This window comes from Catellatospora sp. KI3 (genome assembly GCF_029948125.1).
In the GTDB taxonomy this organism is placed as follows: domain Bacteria; phylum Actinomycetota; class Actinomycetes; order Mycobacteriales; family Micromonosporaceae; genus Catellatospora.
Genome location: NZ_JASAMB010000013.1, coordinates 1 through 17,624 on the forward strand (window position 1 = coordinate 1; position 17,624 = coordinate 17,624).

The 17,624-nt window shown below is 67.7% G+C and carries 14 protein-coding genes; 4 read left to right on the top strand and 10 right to left on the bottom strand.

The annotated features are described in order from the left end of the window. From QEZ54_RS20780 to QEZ54_RS20810, 7 genes are all read right to left on the bottom strand, one after another. On the bottom strand, positions 1 to 965 hold a 965-nt coding region (locus QEZ54_RS20780), incomplete at its 3' end, for a replication-relaxation family protein (RefSeq protein WP_281306341.1). A gap of 359 nt (positions 966 to 1,324) precedes the next feature. Continuing rightward, on the bottom strand, positions 1,325 to 3,811 hold the full coding sequence (locus QEZ54_RS20785; protein WP_281306342.1) for a type IV secretion system DNA-binding domain-containing protein: 2,487 nt from the start codon (positions 3,809 to 3,811) through the stop codon (positions 1,325 to 1,327). After that, positions 3,808 to 5,613: a DUF87 domain-containing protein gene (locus QEZ54_RS20790; protein ID WP_281306522.1), complete on the bottom strand. Its 1,806-nt coding sequence runs from the start codon at positions 5,611 to 5,613 to the stop codon at positions 3,808 to 3,810. The genes QEZ54_RS20785 and QEZ54_RS20790 overlap by 4 nt, the downstream gene beginning before the upstream one ends. 14 nt (positions 5,614 to 5,627) lie before the next feature. Then, entirely contained in the window at positions 5,628 to 6,563 is a 936-nt protein-coding gene (locus tag QEZ54_RS20795) for a PrgI family protein (RefSeq protein ID WP_281306343.1), read from the bottom strand. A gap of 9 nt (positions 6,564 to 6,572) precedes the next feature. Further along, complete coding sequence (locus tag QEZ54_RS20800; RefSeq protein ID WP_281306344.1) at positions 6,573 to 7,829, bottom strand: hypothetical protein; 1,257 nt, start codon at positions 7,827 to 7,829, stop codon at positions 6,573 to 6,575. Between the two features lie 2 nt (positions 7,830 to 7,831). Then, entirely contained in the window at positions 7,832 to 8,182 is a 351-nt protein-coding gene (locus QEZ54_RS20805; protein WP_281306345.1) for a pilin, read from the bottom strand. Between the two features lie 242 nt (positions 8,183 to 8,424). After that, on the bottom strand, positions 8,425 to 9,195 hold the full coding sequence (locus tag QEZ54_RS20810; RefSeq protein ID WP_281306346.1) for a hypothetical protein: 771 nt from the start codon (positions 9,193 to 9,195) through the stop codon (positions 8,425 to 8,427). A 410-nt stretch (positions 9,196 to 9,605) separates the two neighbouring features. On the opposite strand from QEZ54_RS20810, the gene QEZ54_RS20815 reads away from it, so the two are divergent. Continuing rightward, positions 9,606 to 10,253: a hypothetical protein gene (locus tag QEZ54_RS20815; protein WP_281306347.1), complete on the top strand. Its 648-nt coding sequence runs from the start codon at positions 9,606 to 9,608 to the stop codon at positions 10,251 to 10,253. Between the two features lie 45 nt (positions 10,254 to 10,298). Further along, positions 10,299 to 10,694 (top strand): transposase family protein, encoded by a 396-nt coding sequence (locus tag QEZ54_RS20820; RefSeq protein WP_281306348.1) that lies wholly within the window; start codon positions 10,299 to 10,301, stop codon positions 10,692 to 10,694. A 187-nt stretch (positions 10,695 to 10,881) separates the two neighbouring features. Here QEZ54_RS20820 and QEZ54_RS20825 read toward each other — a convergent pair whose 3' ends face one another. Together QEZ54_RS20825 and QEZ54_RS20830 are read right to left on the bottom strand one after the other, a co-directional pair. Beyond that, a complete protein-coding gene (locus tag QEZ54_RS20825; protein WP_281306349.1) occupies positions 10,882 to 13,638 on the bottom strand; it encodes a COR domain-containing protein in 2,757 nt (918 codons plus the stop codon). A gap of 146 nt (positions 13,639 to 13,784) precedes the next feature. Beyond that, positions 13,785 to 14,543: a hypothetical protein gene (locus QEZ54_RS20830; protein WP_281306350.1), complete on the bottom strand. Its 759-nt coding sequence runs from the start codon at positions 14,541 to 14,543 to the stop codon at positions 13,785 to 13,787. A gap of 277 nt (positions 14,544 to 14,820) precedes the next feature. Here QEZ54_RS20830 and QEZ54_RS20835 point away from each other — a divergent pair, with 277 nt between their 5' ends. Then, positions 14,821 to 16,074 carry an IS701 family transposase gene (locus QEZ54_RS20835; RefSeq protein ID WP_281306351.1) on the top strand — a complete coding sequence of 418 codons (1,254 nt, stop codon included), beginning with the start codon at positions 14,821 to 14,823 and terminating at the stop codon, positions 16,072 to 16,074. Positions 16,075 to 16,157: 83 nt separating this feature from the next. Here the strand turns inward: QEZ54_RS20835 and QEZ54_RS20840 are convergent, their stop codons facing one another. Beyond that, positions 16,158 to 16,700, bottom strand: coding sequence for a hypothetical protein (locus QEZ54_RS20840; protein ID WP_281306352.1), 543 nt, complete (start codon positions 16,698 to 16,700; stop codon positions 16,158 to 16,160). Positions 16,701 to 16,818: 118 nt separating this feature from the next. On the opposite strand from QEZ54_RS20840, the gene QEZ54_RS20845 reads away from it, so the two are divergent. After that, a complete protein-coding gene (locus QEZ54_RS20845; RefSeq protein ID WP_281306353.1) occupies positions 16,819 to 17,604 on the top strand; it encodes a transposase in 786 nt (261 codons plus the stop codon). The last annotated feature ends 20 nt before the right edge of the window (positions 17,605 to 17,624 follow it).

A 17,624-nucleotide genomic window follows, 5' to 3' on the forward strand; every position in this document is an offset into this window, starting at 1 on the left:
AGGGCCTGCAGCAGCCGAAGCGGATCGTCGCCCACACGCGGCGGCCCGGGGTTGATCGGCCCGGTCTGCCCGTGCGCAGAAGGCAGGTCCGCCAGCCGCCGACGACGTCCTTCACCCGACACCCGCCACACCGCAGCAGCCGGATCAGCGCCAGCGAGCGGACTGGTCGTGGCGACCCTGACCGTCGAGCCCACCCCGGCACCCAGACGCTGATGCAGGTGCTGCTCGCGGACAGGGCTCTGCAGGACGAACAGGACCGGGTAGTCGGGGCCGCCGTCATCGCGCAGCCGCTGGTAGGCGGGCAGCTTGTCGACGAGACGGCCGATGGGTTCGGTGCCGGTGTCGTACTCGACGAAGAACCCGACCGACGTGGTGCCGTCGGTCCAGACGCCGTGGCCGTCGGGCCGGATCCGGCGTCCGTAGGCCGCGGTGCTGCTGCGCTCGGACCACCACCGCGCCAGCCGCGTCGACGAGTCGGTGCGGCTATGGGCGGCCAAGGCGACGAAGAAGCCGTTGACGCCGAGCAGGTGGTCGAGCTTCGGGCTGGCCATGATCCGTTCGGCGCGCTGCTGGACGGCTTTGGGTGTAGGCGGAGCCTCATCGCGGACCAGCGCGACGTACCGGGCGGCCAAGGCACCGACGACCCAGCACATGGGGCGGGGCCTTGTGGGCTGGTTGCGGATGAACCGGTCGACGAAGCGCAGCTTACGCAGGCTGCTGAGCCGGTGTTGGCACGTGACCGGGCTACCGAACAACACTGCGGTCAGCTGCGCGGTGGTCAGCGCGGTGTGCTCGTCGAGCAGGTGGGCGATGGTGAAGTCGCGGGCGTTGAGGCGCCCGGACAGGTCCATAAGGGTCGGCAGTCGTGCCGTCGGCGGGCGCTTACGTGCCTTCATCGTGTTGTCGTTCCCCGGTAGAGAAGAGTCCCCTTCAAGGGACAGTCGCGATCCTGGACCGTCGGTCATCGTGTGCTCCTAGCTGGTGTTTCGGCTGGGTCGGGGGCGGCATCGGGGCGGCAGTACGCGGACCGGACCCAGGTGCACGTGCGGACCAGGGGCAGGACCGGGGTCAGGACCGGCGCCGCCGGGCCGTGGCCGGCCAGTGCCGGGTACGGCCGTGGCGGTGCCAGCGGTCGACCACTGCGCGGATGCCGACACGACGTAGGCGCGGTGTCGGTGACGTCGGCAGCAGCCACCCGGAGCCAGCCAGGCGCAGGAGGCGGTGTCCGCAGCCGCCGCGAAGGGTGTTGTCGGGTCCGTGCACCAGGTCTCCTCGGGGGTTGTGTTGAGCTGCCCGGCCGCCGCAGGCGGCCGGGCAGCGAAGGTCAGGCGTCATGGTCGTGCGAGGCACGGTCGGTGTCGCCGATGCCGGCCAGGCGTGTGATCGCGGCCGTGCGCCGGTGTTGAGCGGCGGCGGTGATGACCTGCCGCACGGCGGTGGCCTCATTGGCCACCGGCGGCGCCGGGTTGGTGCGCAGCGTGAATGCCGCGGTCTCGCGGTTGTTGACGAGCAGCCGCGCGGCCGCCCGGAACGCGTCCAGGTGGGACAGGTCGTGCTCGTCGAGCTCCGGGTTGGTGTGTTTGGCCAGCTGGGTGGCGTCTTCCGGCGAGCTGGAGAAGAAGATCTTCGTTCGGGCGTTGGCGGACAGGGCCAGCTGCGTCTCGCGGGGCAGCTGGGTGAGGTTCTGGTGAGCCAGGACGAGGCCGAAGTGGTACCCGCGGGCTTCGGCGAGCATGTCGCCGACCGAGCCGGGCAGGTTGAGGAAGTTATGGCATTCGTCGACGTAGGTGACGCTGTCGCGGCGGTCGGCTTCGTCGAGCCGGACCCGGGCTGTGGCGGCCTGCCACCCCGACGCCAGCACGAACGACCCCATCAGCCGGGCGGTGTCCTCACCGATGACGCCCTTGGGCACCCGCGCCAGCAGCACCCCGCCGTCGAGGATCTCGCCCATGTCGAACGAGTTGAACGGCGTGCCGAGGGTGCGGCGCACGAACGGGCGTAACAGCACCGACCGAAGCCTCGCCTGGACCGGCCCGATGATCTGCGTACGGACCGCCGGCGGGGTCGCCTCGAACCATTCCCAGAACCCGCGCAGGCCTTCGGGGTCAGTGAGGTCCTCGGTGAACCGGCGCCGGAACGTGAAGTCGTTGAGCAGCGGCGGAACCAGCGTCAACGTCGCGTTGGCGTGCCGCATCAACGTCAGGCAGGACACCCTCAGCACGTCGTCGATGCGAGGACCCCAGTGTTTCTGGAAGATCCTGGAGAAGATCGACACGACGTTGTCGACGACCAGGTCGTGGTCCTCACCCAACAGCGGGTTGAGCGTCGTGCCGGTGTCTACGTCGGGGTCGATCAGCACGACCTTCTTGGCCTTCTTCGCCGACATCCGGTCCAGGACGTCGCGAACCAGGTCGCCCTTCGGGTCGATGACCACGGCGCCACGACCCGCGCCGATGTCGTCGAGGATCATGTTCAGCATCAGAGTGCTCTTGCCCGAGCCGGTGCTTCCGACGATGTGAACGTGCTGCCGGGCGTCGGCGACCGGCAACGCGACCGGATGCCCACCCCACTCCGCCCGGCCAAGGATCTTCGTACCGCGGCCGCCGGAGGGCACGTCGACCGGAGCGGGCATCGTCTTGGCCCGCGCCCGCAGCAGGCCCGGCAGGGCCATGTCCTGCGGCAGCGCCGCCAGGCTGGCCAGCTCGACGGCGTTGAGGACGAACCCGTGCCGCAGCGACCGCGCCTGCAGCATCTGCGCTGCGTGCGGCATCCGCAGCCGCCGCAGCCGGTTGCGTCCGGTCCACGGCCCGGCGGCGCCCATCAGCGCCTCGACGGCCGTGACGAGCCTGCCTCTGGCAGTAGCGCCCGGCGGACGGTCGGGTGGACTGTGATGGGCGACGGCGACGCGGATCGCGGTCTCCCACTGCGGCCCGGTCAGCTTCTCGACCGCGGCACGGGCGTCGCGGTCACGCTGCGGGTCGACGGCCAGCAGCGCCTGCTGCGACGGCCCGGCACCCGGATGCGGGTGCCGCGACGGGCTGATCAGCCACTCGAACCCGTCCAGGACCGCGCCCAGCCACCGACCCGGATCAAGGACACCGCCGGCACTCCGGCCGGTCCGCAGCGCTGCCACGCCGCGCCGCAACTGCCGGACCTGACGCGATGACGCCGGTCGGGTCAGAATCTGCACGCACGCCGACTCGCTGTCCTTGAGCCCCGACGCGGCAGCCACGACGGCCCGCAGAGGATCGGTCTCATGGTCGGTCAGCAGCGGATACCACGACGGCATCACCGGCACCAGCGCGGCACCGGCCGACGCGGCCACCGCAACGCCGTCCCGCTGAGCCAGCGCAGGTCCGGCATCGGCCGCTGACACGGTCACGCCCGGCCACGCACCACGTATCGCAGCGAGCACCGGCGCGGCCTTGATGATGCCGGGCAGCCACAGCACGATCGTCAGCTCGCGGCCAGCCCACCGGTACTCCCAGGTGATGTACGGCCTGGGCCGCCACACCCGGAACCTGCGGCGGCTCAGCAGCGGTGCCATCGCCGCCCAGAACGCGGTCACGCCGGCGGGGTCGACCTGCGGCGGAGCCACGATGACGACCTGCTGGGCACTGGCATGCAGCAGCCGGTCGATGTGCCGCAGCCACCCGACACGAGCCACGCCGACGCCCGACAGCACCGCGAACCCGACCAACGCCAGCCACGGCCGGTCCGTGCACCACATCACCGCATCGCTGACGACGCCGGAAAGCTCGGACGCCAGGTCGGGGTCGCCGTCGTACGCTGCCATGTGCAGGCCGCTCACCGGCGCGGCTCCTCGTCCTCGTCCTCGTCGTCATCGTCGAGGCGGTCGAGGTCTCCGACACACAGCCGGTGCTCGGCCGGGCTGGCCAGGGCCTGGAACGACACCCGGTGCGCGCCGGCGAGCAAGATCCCCTCTCCGCGTCGGGCAGCGAGGAGGGCGCGGGCCTCGCCGGTGGTCAGCCCGAACGCCTCCGTGATCTCGTCGATGGCCTGCGGCGCCTGCCGCATCAGGACCTGCGTCGCGGCGTTGGCGATGACGGCCTGCCCGAGCTGCGACCCGAGCAGGTCAGCGGCGTCCTGCGTCACGACCGACACCCCGGCGCGGCGTTTGCGGGCCTGCTTGGACAGCCGGAACAGGAACCGGGCACCTTCGCCGTCGTGCAGCAGCCGCCACGCCTCGTCGACGATCACCAGCCGCCGAGGTGCCGCGACGGCACGGGCGGGGGCGGCGTCTACGTCCTGCCAGATCGCATCCAGCGCCAGCAGCATGCCCGGTGCCCGCAGCTCGTCAGCAAGTTGCCGCGTCGACCAGACCACCAGCTGCCCGGCTGGGACCGTGGTCGTCGGCCCGTCGAACAGCTCTTTGAACGACCCGCTCGTCCACGGCGCGAGCCGGGCCGCCAGGCCCGCAGCGGCGTCATCGCTCTGCTCGGCCAGCGCCGCGGCGACGTCGCGCAGCAGCGGCGCCTGCAGCGCCCACGTGACCGGGTCGTGGGAGATGCCCGCACCGGCGTACGCCGCGGCGATCGCCGTGTCGAGGGCGGCCTGCTCGGCGGCTGAGGGCTGCTCGGCGAGCAGGACCGCGACCAGCGAGTGGACGAACAGCGCCCGGCGGACGAGGGCGTCGCTGCGGCGGTCGCCGGGCGGGATGTCGAGCGGGTTGACCCGCACGCCAGGCCTGCCGAGCTGGATGACGGTCCCGTCGACAGCGCGGGCCAGGCGCACGTACTCGTCTTCGGGGTCGACGACGGCGACGTGAACGCCGTCGGCGAGGCTGCGCAGCACCTCCAGCTTGACGAAATAGCTCTTGCCCGCACCGGAGCGGGCGACGACGACACTGTTGTGGTTGTGCTGGGCCCAGCGGTCCCACCACACCACCCCGGCCGAATCCGGGTTGATCCCGTACAACACCCCACCCGCCGGCGCCGGCTCACCCGGCAGCGGCGCCGGCAGGTCCGCGCTGGCGAGGGGGAACGCCGCGGCGAGGGCTTCGGTGTCCATGACCCGCCGCATCCGCAGACTGTCGGCGCCCAGCGGCAGAGTCGACGTCCAGCCCTGCAGCTGCCGGAACGTCACCGGCTGGGTGTCAAGCATCGTGCTCGCGGCACTGGCCCGGACGTGGGCCACGGCTTCGGCAAGCTCGTCGAGGTCGGTGGCGTGGATCGTCACGTAGGTCGCGACGTCGTGCAGCTTCGACTGCCCGCGCGCGACCCGGTCGGCCAGATCTGCTGCGTCTTCGGCGGCGGCTTCGGTCGCCGGGTCGGTCAGCCGACCGTGGTCGGCGTCAACCCGGCGGCTGGACTCCAGCCGGGCCCGCTGACGGCGCAGCATCTGCGCCGACTGCGGCCCGGTGAACGGCGAGATGTGCTGGATGATGTCGATACGGCCCGGCCACGACGTCAGCGGCGACAGCCACGCCGGACCGACCAGCGTCGGCAGCCCGGTGATCACCAGAGTGGCGGCGTAGCCGTCACCGACCCGCAGCCAGTTCGGCGTCACCTCCACCGCCGACGGGCCCACAACAGCAGCGAGCCCGGCCGAATCGGCCGGGCTCGCAGCAGCGGAGGGGGAGAGTCTGCGCAATGCGCGGGGCAGTTTCACGGGGTACCTCCAGTGATCACGTCGGTGGACCGCGACCTCGGCCACGTCGCGTCGGTCGGGACGTAGGGGTCGACCGCGGTTGTCAGGACCGCGGTCGCGCGGGCACCGTCCAGAACCGCCGCGCTGGCACCCAGTGCGGTCAGCGCGATCGCGGTCTGCTCGGCACGGCGGATGACCTCGCTGGTGCGGGCCGCCTCGCCGGTGGCGGAGACGGCTATGGTGACGGTCCGCCACAGCGGGTCCTGGTGCTCGGCCAGGTCATGGAGGAACCCGGCGTATTCCACGGCGATCGCCGCCAGGGCCGGGCTGGTGATCAGGTCGGCGCGTTCGGTGATGCGCTGGGCGTGGCTGGACAGGTCGACGCGCTGCGTCGACACCACGACCTGAACCGGGCCGGTGAGAGAGTTGAGCCACCGGCCGTACCCGGCCAGCAGCGCGGCCTGTTCATCGCCGGTCCGCAGACCGATGTTCAGCGTCGTGCACGCCACCAACGCCACGGCGCTGTCGCCGGTGTCCACGATGCCGTGCTCGTCGATGCCACCGGCCGGCAGCCGCAGCACAGCGGGCAGCCGCAGGTTGTCGACGTGCGGTGCCCACGCCGGCGGCGGATGGTGCTGCCCGTCGGCTGCCGGGGCGAGGATCTTCGGCGCACGGAGGAACCGCAGAGCTGCCACCATCCACGATTCCAGGGGCAGGCCGTCTCTGCTGCCCATGGCGATGGCGGTGGCCACGCCGCCCAGCGGCAGCATGATCGCCAACATGGTCGCTGGGCCGACGAGCCCGGCCAGGGCGCGGTAGATGCCGTAGACGGCTACGGCGGCCGTGCTCAGGACCGCGATCTGCCGGGCGGTCATCGCGAAAGCGATCTTGTCGGGGGTGTTGACATCGGCCGGGATCCGGGTCACCGGCACCACATCGGGATCGTGACGCATCGTCGCTCCTTAGATGGTTCCTCGTTGCTTCTTCATGCGGCGGGTGTAGAGATCGACACCGGCAGCCAGCTCGTCCGGTGTGTACGGCCGCGGGTGCGAGCGAGGCTGCGCCGGGGCAACTGAGGCCCGTCGCGGCAGGCGGCCTGCCGGGCCCGCCAACCCACCAGGACGCGACGAGCCGCTCGGGTCGGCCTGCCAGCTGGGACGGCCACGCCACGGCGCCCTACCGGGGCGCGCCGGCTCGGACGGCATCTCGACACGGGGCCAACTTCCAGCACCGCCGCCGCCCGAGCGGACGCCGACACCGGCCAGCGGGGCCTTACGGCTGAACTTGGGTAGGCGCCCGGTGATGACGCGGGTCGCTTGCTGCAAGATGACGAACCCCATGACCCGGCCCCCGCCGGACCCGCCGCGCAGCACCAGACGCTTCATCAAGCCGGGAATCTTGATGACGCCGATCAACATGCAAGCGGCGACCAGCAGGTTCAGGACCGCGCCCGGGTCGCCCGGCACACCCAGCACAGGCAGCGTGTCGGTGGGAGTCAGCAGGATCCGCATCGCCAAGTGCATGGTGATGGCCTGCGCGGTCACCGTGCCCAACGTGGCCAGCACCGAACGCCACCACAGCTTCGCGGCAGCCTCGGTCCACGGTGTGCCGTGCAGGGCAAGCGCGAGCGGCGAGATGCCCGCCAGCAACAGCAGCAGACCCAAACGGGTGATCCACTGGACCAGCAGGATGCCGAGCAGCACCGCGATGAGCAGCCCGATCACGATCAGCAGGAATGCGTTCGGGCTCGGCGAGCCGCCGATCGACCCGCTGCCCGAACCCGCCGGCAGCGCCGAGCTCACCAGCCCTCGCAGGTAGGGCAGCGTCTGCTGGTCGGCGATCGGCTTGTCGGTCAGCGCCGCGGTGAGCGCGTTCGCGAACCGGATGATCATCGACGTCAGCGGCAGTGCGGCGTTCGCGCCGATGAACCCAATGATCAGCCGGGGGATCAGCTCACCAGGACCGTAAGGAGACTGCGTCGAGATAGTGTCCCGCCCCATGATCATCAGGGCCGTCGCCAGGACCGCCAGAATGTACGCGGTGTTGACGACGGTCAGCGACGTGCCGGCGAACTCCTTCACTTGCGGCAGGGCCGTGACATCCGGGCTGCGCAGCAGCGAATTGGACAGCAGGTCCCACATAGTGTTCAGGGTGTTGTCGACGTTGGCGGCCAGCCACCCGACGAACACCGCGATCAGCTGGCCGGCGATCGCGCTCACGGCTACTCGACGAGGCTCTTGACCAGCGCGAGCGCCGGCTGAGACACGATCGCCAGCGCGTAGCCGATCAGCGCGTTGCGGAAGGCGCCCTTGCCCTTCTCGGTCGCGGTCGGGTCGCCGTTGGCCATCATGTAGCGCACGCACCCCAAAGTCAGAAACAGCGTCGCCAGGCCGATCAGCAGCCCGGTGACCAGACCCTGGACGTTGCCGATGATCCCAGCGAGATTCAGCTGATCGGGCTTGGTGTCGTCACCGGGATCGGGTTCGGCGTAGGCGGCGGACGCAGCGACAACAACCGCGGTGGCCGCGGGCAGAGTCACTGTAAACGCACGCTGAACGAGTCGAGGGAACATGGCAGCACCTCCGGCCCCGGCTGAACCGGGGCGTAGTACGGACTCGAGGTGCGCCAGCGCAGGAGCCAGCCGCGTGCAGCAGCTGGCTCCGGCCGCCTATCCAACAGTCGCGGCCGCAGCTGGCGCGACGGGCACCGCATCGTCGGCGTGATAGTCCCGTCGCTTACCAAAGGTGCTGCTGGGCTACGGATTCACCTGATCGCAGCCCAACACCGCCCAACATCCACCCAACACAGCCGCGCTCAGGCAGCAGCTGCCACCGGCGCAGACTGCCGCCGTCGGCGTCGGCGCCTAGGGAAAAACGCCAGTTCACCGGCACGGATGGCATCTCTCAACCGCAGCTCCGCCTGTCGCCGCCACCGCCGCGCAGCCGGCCTGGTCAGCCCCAGCGCCGACACAGCCTGCGCCAGCGTCGCGTCGCCCAGCCGCGTCGCACCGATGACATCGGCCTCCTCGCGGCACAGCACCGCGGCCGCCACCGCCCGCGCCAGCACACAGTCCGGGTGATCCCACGGGAGCCCCGGAACCGTAGGGCCCGCCGAGAACGACGTCGGCTGCTGCGCCAACCGCCCCGCCGACTGCGCCCGCCGAACCGCCCGCACCGCCGCGTCGATCAGCCGACCGCAGATCCGCGGCGCCTCGACATCGACCGTCTCCAGCCGTTCCAGGAATCCCGCCAACAGCTCAGACTCCAGGTCCTCGACATCGTCGCTCCACCGCAGCCGCAAGTCCCGTGCCGCCCGGCGCAGGCCAGGCAGAGCCATCCCCAACGCCGCGATCATCCACGGCCCCGCGTCGCTGCGCGAACGCTGCACGAGCACCCGCCACAACCGGTCGGCAACACCGTCACCGACGGCCCCCGAGAGCACCAAGTCACGTAGCTGCAGCAGCCCCACAGCCGGCTGGAAGACATCGCCCATGTGATCGGCCAGCGGCAGCTGCCCAGCCGCGGCCAACATCTCGAACTGCTCCTGCACCGCAGCCAAACAGGAGCGGCGGACCACCAGCGACATCACAACTCCACCGAGTCAGGCGCCACCAGGTCGCAGCGCACCAACCCATGGCGCCACGGCAAGCCAACAGAAACGGTGCCCCAGCCCAACAGCATGACCGACGCAGACGGCGACCAGGCCCACCCGCCACCGGCAGCAGCCGCCAAGCAGGTCCCGTACCTGGCACGTTCCGAGCCCATGCACACGTTGCCAGGTGTTGACCTGCGAAAACGATGCCGACCGTGCGCGACGGCTGTTGGCCACCACAGCCCAACACCGGCGATCCCCACGGCGGCCGCTGCCGACACAACGGACGCACATCGCTCGCCCACACATGTTGGGCGATGTTGGCTGGCCCAGCCACGGCGACCACGGCCACCACATGCCCAACACACGCCTATAGGAGACAACCCGAGAAACCAGGAGCACCCATGATCACCGCCGACACCGCCACACGCGGCCACACCGACCCCGGCCCAGCGCTCGCCATGTGGTGGCTCAACACCGACCTCACCATGCCCACGGCCTCAGGCCTAGCCACACGACTCACCCGCCAACTCGTCCTGACCTACACCAACCGCGACGACACCGTCGTCAGCCTCACCGGCGACCTCCACGCCACCGCAGCCACCCGGCTCGCCGGCCGCAACCTCATCGCCGTCAACGCACCCGGTGACCTGGCCACCATCGACCGCAACATCCCGCCAACACTCATCACCGCCCAATGGCCACCAGCCCGACGCCAACCTGACGACACCATCCTGGCCGACCTCCTGCTCTCCTGCAGGCTGATCTCCGGAGCCAGGCCGGCCACGATCGCGGTCATCACCCCGGTGGCAGAAAGCGCCGCCGCAACCGACCCTCAGCCGCAGTTGGCCGCTGTCCCCGGCCTCAGCCACCGCCTGGACGCCATCGCGCTCAGCAGACCGGGCGAACCCGAACGCTTCCTCTTTCCCCTGACCATGCCCGAAGCCGCCGCACTCGTCGCCACACGCGGCGCACACGCCGACACACCGGCCGCCCGTATCCGTGTCTTCAGCGTGGCGGGCCTGGCCGGTGCGGGAGGTCCCCAACGTTGACGTGCCAACGCCCACTCGCCGGCAGATGTCGAATACCATCGATAGGTGGTGGCGTCTTGTTCGTCGGCCAGCGACTTAAGAGCCGCGCTGGCGCCGTCGCTGGATGAGGCCCTGGCTGGGCGGATGGGGAAGGTAACGATCCTGGACGGCACGATCATCGCGACGTTCCGGGTCCGCTGGACCAGCGCACACAAGTTGTGGTGGGTGCACCGCAAGCGCACCTACGGCGTCAACCTGCAGGCGCTGTCCGGCGAGGCCGGAGACCTGCTGTGGATCTCCGACGAACTGCCGGGCTCGACCCATGACCTGACCGCCGCACGCCGACACGGGTGTGGTCGACGCCGCCGTCCGACACGGCTTGCAGTTCTGGGCGACCGCGGCTACCAGGGCGAGGCGCCCACCCTGATCACTCCGGTCCGGGCCGGCAAGGAAAGCCGCTGATCCCCGCGTCCGCCTACAACCGTCGCCACGCCGCAGTCCGGGCACCTGGCGAACGCGGCTTCGCCACGCTCAAGTGCTGGCAGATCCTCTCCCGCGTACGCTGCACGGTCAGCAAGACCGGCACCATCGCGCGGGCCATCCTGGCTCTACAGCACGCGACATCGACGCCAATCAGGATGAAAGGACCTCACTTGGGCAAACCCCAGTTCGTTCCACTGCTGGTGTGGTCAGAGTGCGACGGGAGGCTGGGCAGCCCCGGATCGTACAGCGGGTAGTGGTCCTGGCAAATCCACAAGTACGATCCGCTCGGATCCTGGACCCTGCGAAGCCCGCCGAAATATTGATTCTTATCCAGATCGAACAGCAGTGCCCGCAGGCCACGTAAGGCGTGCCCTTCGGCAGGTGTGAGCTGGCTATCGCTTAAGGGAGCCTCCGATTCTGTAGCCGCGCCCGGATCACTCGGCAAGTAATGGACGACCTCTTCCATCAATTCAACCTTCGCCTTAACGGCATCCATGTTCCAGTCCGAGGTGAAGGAAAAGAGTCCAGTGCTGGCCACGGTCGTTGCTATTTTCAATGACTTCGCGATGAATCGCAGGTATGGGGCGATGCCGATAACCCAGCCCTTCGGCAGCTCTATTTTGTAGAAGGTATCAAGCGGGTGCCAGCAATCACTGTGCTCACACCACAGTGTCAGCTCGTAGCTCAAGGTTGTCGAATATACGCGATTAAGTCCCGCTGTGGGCGTCAAGGTCATTAGCCGCGGGCAATCGGAAACCTCGGTTCCGATGGCTTTGATCACGCGCCGCATTGCATGAGCCATGTCGGCCACGTGGCCTTCAATCTTGGCAAGGCGTCTGGTCAACTTGGACAATTCCCTCACGAGGGAAGATTTAGGGGCAAATCCCGTCAAGAGCCCAGCTATATCGTGTTGCTCGAAACAGTACGGGCAACGTATGGATTGGTCGCCCATGTTGAGAAAGATTCCCAGTGCCTTTAGAGGAAAATCGCCTTTGCACGGCCCATCTGTGGGACATGGGACCCTCAGCTCATACCCGAGTCCGGGCCAACGTAAGCAGATGACGTCCTCGATGCTGTCTCGGAGAACGTTGAACATCAAGTCCGGCGAGGGCGCACGCACCTCCAGTTCAACTGTCGTTGATGTCGACTGCTCGATCAGAGCTTCCGAAGCGTAATCGGCGATCGGATGGCGTAAAAAGATTCCGTTGCGCCAATGCATATTGACGGAACTGCGGTGATGCCTCACGGTGAGCCAAGAGATAAGGCCGGGAGCGCTCTCGCTCATCTTGCAAGTTATGCGCAATGCTCGGTGTCCGTCATGTGGGGCACCGCCTCGTTCCCACGGCAATAGCGGTTTTTCGTATGGAACGAGCTGCGCCACAAGGCTTCGATCAGTATCTGGGAGTCGATAGCATACTTCGAACTTCTCCATTAGGCGTAGGAAGTACGGGTGATAGCTCTCGGCGTAGCCGCTCCGGTCCCCCGTGCTCCAAAGTTCGTATAACCTGGCGTGGTCGAGAACTCCGAGGTTGTCGCGAGTAAGCGTGTCCTCCAGAATTTTGCCGATCGCTTTGGTAAGCCATTCAGGATTGAGTACCACAACGTCGCGGAGGCCCTCGTCCGACGAGTAATGAACGATCTGCCCAAGGTCGTGAAGCCATTCTGCAACGGTTCGTGCCTCCCCCGGGTCAAGTACTGAGTTCTGAGTGCAGATACCGACAAAACGCTCGAACGAGATCTGAGGATCTGTGGCAGCAAGCCCTAGGATTTGATCGCGTATGGACCCCCATCTCGAGCTGACTTTCTGGCCCACCTGAGGTAACGCTGATGCGCTTTCAGCTATAAGGGCTCGAAGGTCACTGATGCCGGTTCCCGTTTTGCTGTCAATCTCAGCTCGCCTGAGGTTTAGGTCGCTGAAGGCGACTTGGAGGCTTGCAAAATCTATCTCTGCTCGCCTGGTATCGCAGTGAGTAGATACTACGATAATTGTGGCCCCTGCGCCGACACGCAGTCGAATGCGCCTAATCCATGACTCGACCGCGTCCTGTTCGACGCCTTCACGGGGATTCCACGCTAGTACGAAAAGGGAGCGTTGGCCGAAAAAGAACTGGTGAGTGATGCGGTATACTTCTTGTCCGCCGAAATCCCATGTATGCAAGGTCAGTCTATTGCCCGTACCGGCGTGTTTAACCTCGAAGGTGTCGATCTCTATGCCGTGAGTAGTCTCTCGGTTTTCGACAAATGGTTCCCCTCGTAAAGCGGCCAAAAGAGAGGACTTTCCGACATTTCCTTCTCCGACAATCTGGAGCTTCGCCTCGAAGGTCTCAACGGCGTCGTCAAGGGCGGCAACATAATGTGCCAACGCCTTCTGCCCGCGTGCCACGAGCTGCGGTATGGGGTCAGGCAAAGGGTTACTTTCGAGCCTTACTAGCTTTGAGGACGCTAGTAGAACGGCGGCTCGACTCGGTAGGTGACTAATGAAATTATGCCGGAGGTCGATGGTATGTAACTGCCGCATCGATCCAAGTTCGAGCGGGATGTTCCGCAATCGGTTATCCTGAAGATCCAATTCTTGAAGAAAGTCGAGGCTAAACAGCTCGGAGGGTAAATCAGAAATTAAGTTTTCTGCCAAGATAAGCACTTTGAGGTTCTTTAGCATGCCGATTTCTGTGGGAAGGCTTGTGAGCCTATTGCCCGATAGATCGAGATATTCGAGATGGGTTAGCCGGCCGATCTCGGAGGAGAGATCGCAGAGCTCGTTGAAGCTCAGGTCCAAGCTTGTGACGCGCGAACCGTCGCTCGCTAAGCTCCCGATCCCTAACGGCAGCTGCAACAGCTGGCGTGATTGAAGGCCGAGACTGCCGCCACGGATCATGCTGCGAAGCGCGTCGACGGTGAGAAGCCCATCGGAATTTTCCGTCACGAGGTCCGATGCTAGTTCAGACTTCGGGCGCTGCTTTCGGCCTGTCATATTTCGGCCACGTTCGGAGGCTAATTAATACGGCACTGCTGGTTCCTCTGAGCTGTGAGGATGCCTGAGGGCGGCCACCGTCTGATCATTGGACGTTGCTAATACGGCAGCGGCACATGGTGGCCATGCGCAGGTCGAAGGCTCGGAGCGTCGGGTTCCTTGGCGTCGTCCATAAGGAGCTCCAGCCTTTCCAACGCCTGACCGAGCCATGTCGCGGCCTGCGGGTCGCCACTCGCGAGGAAGGCAGTCTCGAGAATTCGGGCCGGGACCCCGGAGTGCAGCCAAGCCCGGGACTCCCGGCGCAGGGTGTCTTCCTGCCAATAGGTCCACGCCAGCTCGTCCATGAACTCGGCCAAATGCATGGCCGCCGGCTCACCCGTGTCTTCGGCCCAGATCGCCAGGTAGGGGGCGATGCTGTGGTCGTTCGCCGCAGCACCCTCAAGAATCTCAGCCGCCCGCAAGATCGGTTCGCGTTCTGACAGGGTCCGCCGCCACAGGGTGATCATGTACTCTTCGACGGCCTTGACCTCATCCGCCGGCCAGCACGTCCCGTAGTGCCGGACGTTGCTCATGGTCTTGACGAACAAGTACCCGTGGGTCAGCTCGCCGGTGGCAAACAGCTCAAGGATGCGCGGCAGGAAGTGCCGGAAATCCGCCTCGTCGCCCCAGGTAGACATCGCCTTACGGCTGAACAGTTCAAGGTCGCTCGCGGCTAGTTCACGCAGACGCTTGCGCTGTAGGACCATCGCCTCGTCTTCGCCTACGCAGTGCGTGCAGTAGTCGATCCGCTGTGCGAGCGGGTGCCGCCCGAAGACGGCATAGAGCTCCTCGATCGCGGCTGCCAGGTCGGGTTGCACGACGGCGATGCTATGCGAGGCAACCCGCCGCCTCTACCCAGTTCCCCGGCGTCAGGCCTTGCCGAGGCTCGGTAATGAGGGATGAGGTGCTGCGGACTTCGGGTTGATACGGCCGACAAGTAACTGATGCGGTCTGACCTGCGCTGATCTGGGTCGCAGGGGCTGCAGGGCCGATGAGCGCAGGGCGGCCACCGCGAGATCATCGTCTGTTGTGGACAAACCGAATAACGTCGTGGTGGCCGTTGGCCCAAGCGTAGACGCCACCGTATGGTGGCAGGTGTTCGAGGGTGTACTGGCTCGGATCGGCGCCCGGTTCGCCCGCGCCGAGCCCCGGCGCACAGTGCGTGAGCTGCTGCTGGGGCTGCTGGCTCCGATCGAGCGCAAGAACGGCTGGTGGCTGGCCGAGCAGGCCGGTCACGCCAGCCCCGACCGGATGCAGCGGCTGCTGCGCACTGCGGTCTGGGACACCGACGCCGTCGCCGGCGACCTGCGCGACTTCGTGTTCGAACACCTCGGCCACCGCGACGGGATCCTCGTGGCCGACGAGACCGGATACCTTAAGAAAGGCAACCACTCGGTCGGGGTCCAGCGCCAGTACTCCGGCACCGCCGGTCGGGTGGAGAACTCCCAGATCGGGGTGTTCCTGGCCTACGTGTCCCCGCGCGGGCGGACGCTGATCGACCGCAGGCTGTACCTGCCCAGCGCCTGGTCCGACGACGAACGCCGCTGCGCCGCGGCCGGCGTCCCCGACGAGGTGCTGTTTTCGACCAAGCCCGAGCTGGCCATGGCCATGATCGACGCCGCTGTCGCTGCCGGGGTCCCCGCCCGGTGGTTCATCGCTGATGAGGCCTACGGCCGGGACCCGGTCCTACGCGCCGGGCTGCGCGAACGCGGCATCGCCCACGTCCTGGCCGTGGCCTGCAACACCAACGTCAACACCACCCCGGTCCAGCGTGAACGCGTCGACCGCGTCGCCGCGCTGCTGCCCGAGCAGGCGTGGCAGACCCGCTCGGCCGGTCCCGGCTCCAAGGGCCACCGCTTCTACGACTGGGCCTGGGTCACCGTCCTCGACGAGGGCGACGGCTGCCACAGCCTGCTCGTGCGCCGCGGCGGTGACGGACAGCTGGCCTATTACCTCTGCTGGAGCGCGGTCCCCGTGCCGCTGCTGCGCCTGGTCACCGTCGCCGGGAGCAGGTGGTCTGTCGAGGAGGCGTTCCAGACTGCGAAGGGGCAGGTCGGGCTCGACCAGTACCAGTGCCGCGGCTGGACCGCCTGGCACCGGTTCACGCTCCTGGCGATGATCGCCCTGGCGGTGCTGACCGTCGTCGCCATCGCCGAAGGGGCAGCTTCCAGCAGCGACGGACTGATCGATCTGACCCTCGCCGAGACCAGGCGGCTGATCAACACCGCCGTCCACACGACCGCGCCCGCGGACCTGGCGATGGCATGGTCACGGTGGCGACGACGGCACCAAGCCGTCGCCAAGCGCAGCCACTACAAGCGCCGCCACGAGCCTGCTACCAGCGCATAAGCGCTAAATGCCGCTGCCGTACTAAGAGCGTTATTCAGGAGGCATCCGTCAATGGCATCCGGCTGGGCGGCCTCGTGAAGTGATCAGCGGCGGGTTGGTCCCCACCAGGGCAGGATCGGCGGGAGGTCGGCCAGCGGCCGGGACGGGCGCTTGGGCTCGGGTGACTCGCCGTCGTCGCCGTCCCAGCCGCGGCCGTACTGGTCGGGCATGTCGCCCCAGCCCCAGTAGGCCGTGGGCGTATCGGGCTTGAACCCTGCCGTGTCGAGGGGGTCGATCTTCTGCTCGCCGACGGTGCACAGGTGTGCCCAGTCGTCGCCGAAGTCGAAGACGTAGGCGAACTGCTCGCCCAGCGCCAGCCGGTTCAGCTTCGTGGCTGGGCTGTCGATGCTGCCGTCAGGGGCGTCGCCGTCCCACTGATCCAGGTCGGTGACGCCGGTGCCGTCGGCCAGAGTGAACATGTGCATGTGGGCCAGGTCCCAGCGCGCGAACGCGGCGTCGATGGCCTGGGCCAGCTGCGCGAACGTGTGCGACGGCGCGGCGGCGAAGACCCGCCCGGGCCGGGGCCAGAAGTCATCGCCGCGGCCTGACACCAGCTCTACCCGCACCGACAACCACGTGCGCGCCATCAGCCCACCTCTCATGTGGTCCCGATTGTCGTCCGTGGACACGGCGACCTGGCCGCCGGTAGCCACCGGAACTGTGAACACTCCAGCAGCCGGCACCCGGCCGGAACGGATCGAGACTATGACCGGCCTGACCCGCGATCAAGTCGATGACCTCGTCGAACGCGTCACCGGGCACGGCCTGTGGCCGCTGCGCCGCCGCCGTGCACTCGACCCGCGCCGGGCGGTGGTCGCGGTGCTGCTGTACCTGCGGCACAACCTGTCCCAGCCGCTGCTGGCCGAGCTGTTCGGCTGTTCCCAGCCGACCATCTCACGCCTGGTCACCCTGCTCCTGCCGGTCCTGACCGAGGTCCTGGCCGCCGTCACGCAGGCCACCGCCGGACGTGAGCTGCGCTCGACCGTGCGCGTCGACGGGTTCCTCGTCCCGATCGGCGACCGACGCAAGGACACCTACACCTCGGGCATGTATTCCGGAAAGCGTCACCGCTGCGGGTTCAACGTGCAGGTAGTCGCGTCCTGGCACGGCCGCCTGGTCATGACCGGCCGACCCCAGCCCGGCGCCATGCACGACGCCCGAGCCTTCCGCGAGTCCGGCCTGGCCGACGTCTTCACCGGCCGGATGCACGCCGACGGCGGACCCGGCGGGTTCGCCGACACCGCCTACACCGGCACCGGACTCATGGTCCCCAAACGCCGAACCGGCCCCGACCAGCCGTTCAGCGAACACCTCCGGGCGTTCAACAAGACGATCGCGTCCCGCCGCGCCTGCGTGGAACGGGTCATCGCCCACCTGCGGAACTGGAAGATCCTCGCCACCGGCTACCGGCGGCTGCTGACCAACTTCGCGGTCACCCTGGCCTCCGTCACGGCACTGGAGATCTACCGGACATCGACAAGCGCCTCATGAATAACGCACTTAGCTGGTGT